7 protein-coding genes are annotated in these 7640 nt (G+C 57.2%); 4 read left to right on the forward strand and 3 right to left on the reverse strand.

The annotated features are described in order from the left end of the window. Positions 1 to 253: 253 nt before the first annotated feature. Both AC0AP0_RS06655 and AC0AP0_RS06660 read left to right on the forward strand, forming a co-directional pair. Positions 254 to 940, forward strand: a complete 687-nt coding sequence (locus AC0AP0_RS06655) for a TetR/AcrR family transcriptional regulator (RefSeq protein ID WP_490429813.1) — start codon at positions 254 to 256, stop codon at positions 938 to 940. Continuing rightward, a complete protein-coding gene (locus tag AC0AP0_RS06660) occupies positions 937 to 2214 on the forward strand; it encodes an MFS transporter (RefSeq protein WP_490429814.1) in 1278 nt (425 codons plus the stop codon). The genes AC0AP0_RS06655 and AC0AP0_RS06660 overlap by 4 nt, the downstream gene beginning before the upstream one ends. A gap of 16 nt (positions 2215 to 2230) precedes the next feature. Here the strand turns inward: AC0AP0_RS06660 and AC0AP0_RS06665 are convergent, their stop codons facing one another. Genes AC0AP0_RS06665 through AC0AP0_RS06675 form a run of 3 tightly spaced genes read right to left on the reverse strand, consistent with a single transcriptional unit; the run spans position 2231 to position 5746 of the window. Continuing rightward, positions 2231 to 3568: an ABC transporter permease gene (locus tag AC0AP0_RS06665; RefSeq protein ID WP_490429815.1), complete on the reverse strand. Its 1338-nt coding sequence runs from the start codon at positions 3566 to 3568 to the stop codon at positions 2231 to 2233. Then, positions 3555 to 4748, reverse strand: coding sequence for an ABC transporter permease (locus tag AC0AP0_RS06670; protein ID WP_490429816.1), 1194 nt, complete (start codon positions 4746 to 4748; stop codon positions 3555 to 3557). The genes AC0AP0_RS06665 and AC0AP0_RS06670 overlap by 14 nt, the downstream gene beginning before the upstream one ends. A gap of 41 nt (positions 4749 to 4789) precedes the next feature. Further along, positions 4790 to 5746 carry an ABC transporter ATP-binding protein gene (locus tag AC0AP0_RS06675; protein WP_490429818.1) on the reverse strand — a complete coding sequence of 319 codons (957 nt, stop codon included), beginning with the start codon at positions 5744 to 5746 and terminating at the stop codon, positions 4790 to 4792. A 180-nt stretch (positions 5747 to 5926) separates the two neighbouring features. On the opposite strand from AC0AP0_RS06675, the gene AC0AP0_RS06680 reads away from it, so the two are divergent. Together AC0AP0_RS06680 and AC0AP0_RS06685 are read left to right on the forward strand one after the other, a co-directional pair. Then, positions 5927 to 7189, forward strand: a complete 1263-nt coding sequence (locus AC0AP0_RS06680; RefSeq protein WP_490429819.1) for a sensor histidine kinase — start codon at positions 5927 to 5929, stop codon at positions 7187 to 7189. Then, the coding region (locus AC0AP0_RS06685; protein WP_490429821.1) for a response regulator at positions 7186 to 7640 on the forward strand (455 nt) is incomplete at its 3' end. The genes AC0AP0_RS06680 and AC0AP0_RS06685, both read left to right, overlap by 4 nt.

The raw sequence follows: 7640 nt of genomic DNA on the forward strand, positions 1-7640 counted from the left end.
CTCTCCAATGCTTCACCGTGCCAAGCACGAACGACCTTGCGGCCGCCGACCCATTGATGGGCTGAGACTCCAGATAGGTCCGCGCACAAATGCGCAAACCAAGTGTTTATTAAACCACATGAGCGCGACCTACAGCAGAGCGTACGTTGTGATATATTCATACCAACGGTCGGTATGTAATTGATCCAAGGCATGAAGACTCCCCCAACCGATCAATGGCGATTCAACTCAGCGACCTGAAAGGAAGACAACCATGGCCCGCAACGCACACCCCGAGCTGACGCAGGAGCGAATCATCAAAGCCGCCACTGAGCTCTTCACCAGCCAGGGCTACGACAAAACAAGCATGCAGGACATCATCAATGCGACAGCAGGCTTGAGCAAGGGAGCCGTCTACCATCACTTCCAGTCCAAGGAAGATCTCTTCGACGCCGTGGCCAATAGGTTGATGAACACCATGAGCGAGACGTCCGGCAAAACCCAAACCCGGTCGAAGCAAGGCACGGCTTTGGAGCAGCTGCAGTCGCTCTTCTCCCCTGAGCGAGCGCGAAAGAGACTGGAGGCCGCGGATCTGATGTTCCGCAAATTCAATCCAAAAGCCAATCCCAAGATGATCGGCATGGAATTCACCGCCGTGGTGGACGAACGGGACGACTTTGTCGACCTCTTGGAACAGGGCAACCAGGACGGCTCACTGCATGTGGACCACGTTGAACAAGCAGCGGAGATTCTCCGCCTGCTGGCCAACATGTGGCTGCTGCCCTTCTTTCGCCGGGGCACGCAGACGGAGCTTCGCACCAGAGCCGCTTGCTTTTTCTCGATCATGCGAGGCCTGGGCATCCCCCTGCAGGACCAGGGATTCTCCGACCTACTGGCCTCCTTCGGCACCAATGCCAAGGGCAACAACAAGGAAAAGACTGAAAGCGAAGACAGCAGATGAACCCGCCCGCTCACGACCAAACCTCAAGCATGGACCACTCCAAGGGCAAGGGGCTGCTGACACTGCCGTTCATTGCTCTTCTGACGACTGAGATTCTCTCCAATCTAGGGCAAACATGCTTGGTCTTCGCCCTTCCGCTTCACCTGCTCAACATCTCAGGATCGGCATCCCTCTATGGCATGGTCTCCGCTCTGGCGGTCCTTCCATCCATACTCCTTACCCCCCTGGGCGGAGCTCTGGCCGACCGGCTGCACAAGCAGTCCACCATGGCGGTGCTGGACATTCTGTCAGCATTGACCGCCTTCTTGTACATCCTGATAAGCCACAAAATCGACCCGGTTTTTTTGACCGTGGCCTGCATGATGCTGGTCAATGCCTACCGAGCCTGTTACAGCCCAACGGTGCAGGCGGCCCTTCACTGTCTGGTGGACAGAAAAGACCTGACCCGCGCATCAGCCCTGGTTTCCCAGGCGATCTCCCTGGTAGGAATGATCGGACCAGTATTGGCCGGCATGGTCATGGGATTCTTCGGCATCATGCAAGTGGTCGGGGTTGCCGCCTTGGTCTGTCTTCTTTCCGCCGTCTGGATCAAAATCGCCGTCAGGATTCCCGAACCAGCGCAGGGCCCCTCACAAGGCCCAAGAGCGCTGGTTAGCCACCTGGTCGAGGACACCAAAGCCGCTGCACAATTTCTGGTCAGACATGGCAACCTCAAAGTGGTCATAGGACTCAGCCTGGCGGCCAACCTGATCTTTGCCTCCTACATCAACGTGGCCTTGCCATATATGGTCACTCGCACGCTGGGTCTGAGCAATGCCATGCAGGGGCTGGCTGAAGGAATACTGGCCTGCGGGAGCCTGCTTGGAGCCATCTTGGTTTCCATCCGTCCAAACTGGTTCTATCTGCAACGGATACCCATACTGCTCTCGAGCAGCGCCCTGGTCCTCCTGCCCATTGCGGCAGGGCTGCTTTTGCATTTGCCTACATATGTCCTCTTCGCCCTGGTAACCGGGTGCATAGCTCTGGCTGCGGGAATAGTGCAGACGGTCAACATCACTTCCCTGTCCTATGAGCAGATTCATACCCCTGCAATGCTGATAGGCAAGGTAATAGGGCTGACCAACAGTCTATGCATGTGTGCGATTCCGCTGGGACAGGCCGCCTTCGGCCCACTAATCGACCACTGCCCCATGACCCTGATTATCACTGGAGTAGTCATAGTGACACTGCTTACCTGTCTGATAGCCAGACTGGCCATGAAACCGGACGAATGACTGGCAAAATCAGGCGTCATCCGATCATACTGGGGTCGGAGCTGACAGGAGCGACCAGGGTGGCCCGGGTGCGTGTCAGACGGGAGACCATGAGACCGACACAGACATAAGCCAGAGCGAACAGTGCAACCACAGTCAGTGGAAGGCCCCAGGAGGCCAAACCAGTTGTGCTTGAATCCATTATTGATTGGACTGCAGTGTTGTACCACCAGCCCGGCGTCAGTTTGCCGATGGTCTGCATGACCGGAGGCAGGGCGCCGCCGGCACTCGATCCGGAGGTGAACATAACCACCAAGCCGAAGGTGACCCCGACGGAGTTTATGAGCGAAGAAGAAGGATTGAACTGAGAAAGCATGAATCCAAAGGATGCCGCCGATACAGCGAATATCAGCATGACGAAAAAGCTCAGCAGCACCCTCTCCCAGCCAAGTGAGATCAGGGACACCCCCGATGCCGCCATACTGAAGGCAACAAGTGCCACGTAGTATGCCCAGGAGAAGCCTGCCACAATGAGGGCTGCCGCGAGTTCCTGTCCATTCAGGCTGGTTGATCGCATTGGAGAGGCAAGCAGGCGTCGATGTCGGTCAGGAGAAATGAAAGCTCCGAAGAGCGTGGCAACGCAGACCGTCAATGCCGTCATCAAGGGAAAAGCAGCCAGGCCGACTGTCGTAGCGAAGCCTTTCAACAGGGCTCCGTGGCCATCAGTTTTCGGGCTGGTATGGATGCTCACATGTGGCTGGTTTCCGGAATAGTGGGCCACAGCATAAGCAGCAGCATCCTTGACCGCCGTAGACGAATGCAGATCCATCGAACCGTTTTGGCCCAGACCCGTAAGCAAGGCAGTACGAAGAGCATCAAAATAACTGTCCACCTGCAATTGTGCCAGACTGCCACGGCTGGAATTATAGGAGGCAGCCGTTTCAACTTTAGGAAAATCAGACGTCTTACCGCCGCTGTGAGCTTGGGCAGCAGTGTCTTCAAGCGCCACAAGGAACCGTTGTCCATATCCCTTAGGAATGATGACAGTTAAATCACTTTTGCCGGATACGTTGGCATCCTGCAGAGCCTGAGGTTTATCTTCGACTGTCTCCAGATGGGCCGACTTGCCCAAATACTTCTTCAGACCCTGGCCCAGCTCGCAACCAACCTGGTTACCGCAATCCCTGTTGATGACCACCACCTTCGCACGTGCGGGTTCAAAACGACCAACCGAGCTTGAGGCATTGGCACGCACCGCGGCCTGCATATTCGCGGAACCGACGACAATCATGATCAGGCTCATGCCCACCAGGTACAGGAGGAGGTAGAACTTATGCGCCCAGATGACGCGTAGTGCTGTTTTACAAGTATTCATACCGTTGTTTCCTTAGGAGCAGACCACAGGTGGTCAGGAAGATAGCGGCCATAATGGCCAGGATGCCGCAGGTGCGGGCGAAGGGTGCCAGGCTGTCGTAGTAGACAATGTCATAGAAGAGGTTGGAGACCTGCTTGACTGGGTTGAGCAGGTGAAGGATAGGAGCATGCTCCTGGATGGCGTTGTTGAGGTCCATAGTCATGCTGCCGTAGAGGCCGATAAAGGCACTCAGGGTGCAGTCGATGCCTATGACCAGGCCAACCTTCGTTTCGGTGGGGAGTTTGGGAATCGCGCCCATCATAGAGCCGAAAGCGGTGGCCATAAAGGTGCCCACGGCGATGGCTATGAGGGCTATCGGGTCACGACCACCGGTTTGCACACCGCAAACTGTGCGGACGAAGATGTAGGCGACCAGGAGGCTGACTGCGGAGACGAGCCAGGAGGCCAGGAAGGCGCCCGCTGCCTGCCTCCACTTGGGGCTGGGCGAGCTGGCCCGTCGGGCTCCTAGGGCTGAAAGGTTGGGCTGAGTCTTGGCTATCATCTCGGCGGCGGTGCTGGCACCGATAAGGCAGGCCATAGCGAGCACAGCGAAGAAGTAGGGTGCAGTCATTGAAGGGTGGATGTGCGTCAGGCGGATCTGCTTTGTGTAGATTTGCCCGCCGGATTGCAGCAGAATTTGGTTGCTTGGTGAGGCAATGGCTGCCCTTGCGGAGTTGGCCTGGTTGAAGCTGCCCAGCGAGGCGGACAGAATGGAGACCGCGATGCCTTCGGAGGCGGTTGCATCGGATTGGATACTGGCGGCTTCGCGGTTGGACAGGACCATGTTGACCAGTCCGTCAGGGCCCGCGTACAGATAGCCAATATCCTTCCGGCTATCCAGACGCGTATTTGCTTCGTCCCGGGAAGCTACTGTCGTCGGGACAAGCAGCTGAGTGTCCTCGGATCCTGCCTTGGGTTTCTTCGATAGTGAGGAAACCAACTCGTCAGCACCTGAGTTGGCTTTCCAGTTAGCGTCCGAAACAATGGCGAAGTGCTGTGCCTCGGCGGTGTAACTGTCTTGCAGATTGCCCATGATGCCCAGCATCAGAGCGGCCAGAATGACTGGGAAGGCCAGGACCCAGAAGAGAGAGGAAGTGTTGCGTATCGAGGTCTTGACGTTGATCAGGAATGAGTTCCACATAGATAGGTGCTCCTTACGGCAATTGAGCCTTGGGACCGCGCTCAGTCGCGCAGTTCCTTGCCGGTCAGTTCCAGGAACACGTCGTTCAGGGATGGCGGACGACTGGTCAGGTGGCCGTAGCTGGTCTTGGTGGATTCCAGGACCGTCAGCACGTCCTGCAGGTTGTGCTCACCCTGGCGACAATGGATGACCAGTTCCTTGCCGTCATAGTCGACGGAATGGGTCAGGGGCAGGGCACGAATCCGGGCTAGGGTGGAGTCCTGCAGATCCAGAGTCTCGACGGTGACCTGCTCGCCGACCTGGACCATGCCTTTGAGCTCCTCGGCAGTGCCCAGGGCAATTTGACGACCGTGGTCCATGATCATGATGCGCGTACAGATCTCCTCCACCTCTTCCATGTAATGGCTGGTGTAAACCACCGTGGCCCCTTGGGCGTTCAGCCGTTCGATGCCTTCCAGGATGGCGTTGCGGCTCTGGGGGTCAACGGCGACGGTGGGCTCGTCGAAAAAGATGAGGTCGGGCTGATGGGCGATGCCACAGGCGATGTTGAGCCTGCGCAGCAGACCGCCCGACAATTTGCCGGGACGGAACTTTCGAAAGTCGCCCAGTCCCACGAAGTCAATGGCCTGCTCAACCAGATCCTTGCGGTCGGCCTTCTTGGGCACATAGAGGGAGCAGAAATAGTCGATGTTCTCCTGCACGCTCAGTTCGTTGAAGACGGCCACATTCTGTGGAACCACGCCTATATGACTTTTAAGGTCGTAGGAGGTCGGGGTCATCTCCTGCCCGAATATCCGAACCGTCCCCGATTCAAAGCTGAGCAGGGCCAGTATGCAGTTGATGGCGGTTGACTTGCCTGAACCATTGGGGCCAAGCAGTCCAAATACCTCACCTCGGCTGACTTCCATGTCGAAGTGGTCCAAGGCCACCATGTCGCCGTAGCGCTTCACCAATGCGCTGACCTGCAAGGCCGGCTCTTGCTCACGTGAAATGTTCATGATTCCATCATCCCAGCTAGGGCTGGCCCAACACCATGACAGCCGTCATCAATGTTGTAGACGGTCAAATCACAACTTATGACATTTGTCATGGGTAGTCTTGCCTGCGCTTAGGCTCAGGAACGGGTAGCCCGACAATTACTATTTGAGACAATAGAGCAACAGGGCGAGGAGACATTCATGGGCAGGATAGCTGGCTGGCTGGTCCTGCTTGGCCTGGGGACCTTATGCGGATCATGGTATGGTTCAGGGGTATCAGGCACCCTGATCGCTGGCCTTTTGGCCTCAGTAGCCGCAGGAGCCCTGTGTGAATGGCTGCTGCCTGCGCCAGGTTCCATGTGGGGCGGCGCTCTGGTATCGCTTTTGGCAACGTTCATACCAGACTGGCTCTTCTTCCTGCCAGCCCTGGCCTTTGAGGCGGGCGTCGGACTCGGAACCATAGTTCCAGTCACCAGGTCATTCGGCATGAAAGATCCCCAAGCCAAGAATTCCGGATTGGCCTGGTCCATGCTGCTCTTGGCCTTGATGCCGGCATTCTTTTGGCTGATATCTGCCATGGCCGACCTCATACTCTTCAAAGGCCTTCCCCAACGCTATGCCCTGCTGGCTTCATTGACCTCGGCACTGGCGCAAGGCGGCGGACTGACGTGCGCGCACTTAGCCGTGGCTAAGGGTCGCGTATGGCAGATTGAAGACACCGAGCGCTACAGGATTCGCCAACTGCATGACCGCATCAGCGATCTGGACGAGGAGAGAGCCCAGGCGACCCGGATGGCGCACTTATCGGAGCGGACCCGGATCGCCCGAGATATTCATGACAATGTGGGCCACCTGCTCACCCGAGCCATCATGCAGACACAGGCTGGCCGGGTGGTTGCTCAGAGCAAGGGCGATCAGGGTACCGAGCAGGTCTTTGAAAGTGTCGGCAAGACCTTGGACCAGGCCATGACTACGATTCGTCGTTCAGTGCATGACTTGGAGGATGAGGGCACCGATTTCGCATCCCAGATGGAGGATGCCAGCTCCAAGGCTTCCATGGGGCGGCTAAAGGTCGATTTGAACAACGGCATTAAGACAGCCCCTGCACCAGTGTGTCGTTGCCTGGCCACCATTGTTCGTGAGGCCCTTACCAATACGGTCCGGCATTCTTCAGCCAGGACGGCACAGGTCATTCTGCGCGACCTCCCGGCCTTCTGGCAGATGGTGGTGCAGGACGACGGCGGGATTCAGCAATCGCAGCCTGACAGCTCGCACCTAAAGAAGCCAGGGCTCCAGCGTGGCATGGGGCTGGCCGATATGGAAGCCAGGGCCAGAGCCTTGGGAGGCACGGCCAACAGCGGACCCAACCGACAAGGGTGGAAGGTTTTCGTATCCTTGCCCAAGGAACCCTGGACCAACCAAAGCGCAACAAAGCATGTAGAGAATAAGAGGGTAATGGCATGAAAGTCGCTATCGCTGATGACGATCCGATCGTTTGCTCGTCTCTATCAACGATTTTGACGGCAACCGGTACTGCAGACGTGCTCTGGACTGCCAATGACGGTCAGTCAACCCTGGATTGTTACCAGGCCGCTGGTGGGAGGCCTGACGTGCTGCTGCTTGACGTGCAGATGCCTGGCATGGACGGTCTGGAGGCGGCGGAGCACATCATCGCCATGGATTCGGCTGCCCGTGTGCTCTTTCTGACCACCTTTGCAGACAAGGAGTATATTTCCCGTGCTCTGGCCTTGGGTGCCAAGGGCTATGTGATCAAGCAGGACGTGGCTTCGGTGGTGCCGGCCCTCCAAGCCGTCATGGCAGGACAGACGGTTCTTGGCGCTGAAGCAGTGGCTAATCTGTCACTCGGCAAGCAAGAGGAGCAGACGCAAAAAGATCCAGCCGACCCTCGCCCCAG

This window comes from Bifidobacterium sp. POST2/T3 (B1), assembly GCF_058197115.1.

Bases quoted from the DNA above. Each gene is read 5' to 3' on its own strand.
- AC0AP0_RS06675 (WP_490429818.1), bottom strand. From the start codon at position 5,746: ATGAACATTTCACGTGAGCAAGAGCCGGCCTTGCAGGTCAGCGCATTG.
- AC0AP0_RS06655 (WP_490429813.1), top strand. From the start codon at position 254: ATGGCCCGCAACGCACACCCCGAGCTGACGCAGGAGCGAATCATCAAA.
- AC0AP0_RS06665 (WP_490429815.1), bottom strand. From the start codon at position 3,568: ATGAATACTTGTAAAACAGCACTACGCGTCATCTGGGCGCATAAGTTC.
- AC0AP0_RS06670 (WP_490429816.1), bottom strand. From the start codon at position 4,748: ATGTGGAACTCATTCCTGATCAACGTCAAGACCTCGATACGCAACACT.
- AC0AP0_RS06680 (WP_490429819.1), top strand. From the start codon at position 5,927: ATGGGCAGGATAGCTGGCTGGCTGGTCCTGCTTGGCCTGGGGACCTTA.
- AC0AP0_RS06660 (WP_490429814.1), top strand. From the start codon at position 937: ATGAACCCGCCCGCTCACGACCAAACCTCAAGCATGGACCACTCCAAG.